Raw genomic sequence first — 1,652 nt, 5'->3', positions numbered from 1 at the left:
CAGCACCGCCTCGCTGCGGTCGCCGAGAGGGGCGGGACGAGGGGTGGGTGAGGTCACGGGCGCTGCCCGGGCCATCCGGCGCCCGGCGGCGCGACGGTCGGCGATGCGGTGGCCTGCTGGCGGGGAGCGACCGCCGGCAGCGGGATGGTGGACATCACCCGGTGCACGATGTGGTCGGCCGGCACGTCGTCGGCGAGCGCGTCGTAGCTGAGCACCAGCCGGTGCCGCAGGATGTCCGGGGCGATGTCCTGCACGTCCTGCGGCAGGGCGTAGTCGCGTCCGCGCAGCAGCGCCAGGGCGCGGGTGGCCCGGACCAGGCCGAGCGAGGCGCGCGGGCTGGCCCCGTACTGGATCAGCTGGGCGACGTCCGGCATGCCGTGCTCGGCCGGGGCGCGGGTCGCCAGCACCAGACGCACCGCGTAGTCGACCAGGGCGTTGTGCACGAAGACCTGGTCGGCCTTGCGTTGCAGGGCGATCAGCTCGGGGGTGTCGAAGACCGCCGTCGGCTCCGGCGCGGCCACGCCCATCCGGTAGACGATCTCGCGTTCCTCCGCGTCGGTGGGGTAGCCCACGACGATCTTCATGAGGAACCGGTCCCGCTGCGCCTCCGGCAGCGGGTAGACGCCCTCCTGCTCGATCGGGTTCTGGGTGGCCATCACCAGGAACGGGTCGGGCACCCGGTGGCTCTCCCCACCGATGGACACCTGCCGCTCGCTCATCACCTCCAGCAGCGCCGACTGCACCTTGGCCGGAGCCCGGTTGATCTCGTCGGCGAGCAGGAAGTTGACGAAGACCGGGCCCAGCTCCACGTCGAACTTCTCGCTCGACTGCCGGTAGATCCGGGTGCCCATGATGTCGGCCGGCACCAGGTCCGGGGTGAACTGCACCCGGGCGAAGGACCCGCCGACGACCTTGGCGAGGGTCTCCACGGCGAGGGTCTTGGCCACCCCGGGAACCCCTTCGAGGAGGCAGTGGCCGCGGGCGAGCAGCGCGACGAACATCCGCTCCACCATCCGGTCCTGCCCGACGATCACCCGCTTGATCTCGAACAGCGCCTTCTCCAGCAGAGTGGCGTCCTGCGCGGGTGTGGTCGCCGGGGCGGGTTTCTCCGGGGCCGACGCCCCGTTCGGCGTCGGGGCGTCGGGCATGGTCGGCTGGGCCACCGGTCCTCCACAGCGTTTGTCGGTCGTCGCGGCTGGTGCGGTATCAAGACTCGCACGCCTTCCTGAGTGTCGAGGTGGGGAGAAGCCGATTTTTGCCGCGCCGTCCTCAGCAGCCGAATCGCGCGTCACGGGTGGACACGGACCCGTCCGCCGCGTGTACGATTCACCCCGTCGCCGGGCGGCTCCCCCCGTGGCCGCCCGGCGCTCAAGCCCTCCGTCCCGCCGCCCTAGACTGGCCGGGATGAGCATCCCCTCCCCTGCCGACGAGCCCCTGGTCTGCTCGGCCCGGGGTTGTCGCGCCCCCGCCGTGTGGGCCCTGAAGTGGAACAATCCGCGCCTGCACGACGCCGAGCGCCGAAAGACCTGGCTCGCCTGCGAGGAGCATCGGGGCAGCCTCGGTGATTTCCTGGAGGCTCGCGGCTTCCTGCGTGCCGTCGCTGAAGTGCCCGGATCGCCTACGCTCGACGTGTGAGCGGCGACCCACCGGCT

2 protein-coding genes are annotated in these 1,652 nt (G+C 71.9%); one reads left to right on the top strand and one right to left on the bottom strand.

Annotated elements, in window-relative coordinates:
• Positions 1-53: 53 nt before the first annotated feature.
• Positions 54-1,163, bottom strand: coding sequence for a MoxR family ATPase (locus F8271_RS31245; RefSeq protein ID WP_151493367.1), 1,110 nt, complete (start codon positions 1,161-1,163; stop codon positions 54-56).
• A gap of 241 nt (positions 1,164-1,404) precedes the next feature.
• Between F8271_RS31245 and F8271_RS31240 the strand changes: the two genes are divergently transcribed.
• Entirely contained in the window at positions 1,405-1,635 is a 231-nt protein-coding gene (locus tag F8271_RS31240) for a hypothetical protein (protein WP_151493366.1), read from the top strand.
• The last annotated feature ends 17 nt before the right edge of the window (positions 1,636-1,652 follow it).

Source organism: Micromonospora sp. ALFpr18c (assembly GCF_008868155.1).
GTDB lineage: Bacteria > Actinomycetota > Actinomycetes > Mycobacteriales > Micromonosporaceae > Micromonospora.
The sequence above is the reverse complement of the archived record's forward strand: the minus strand, read 5'-3'. Positions and strand labels throughout refer to the sequence as shown.

Excerpts from the sequence above, each read along its gene's own strand:
- F8271_RS31240 (WP_151493366.1), top strand. The coding sequence starts at position 1,405 with ATGAGCATCCCCTCCCCTGCCGACGAGCCCCTGGTCTGCTCGGCCCGG.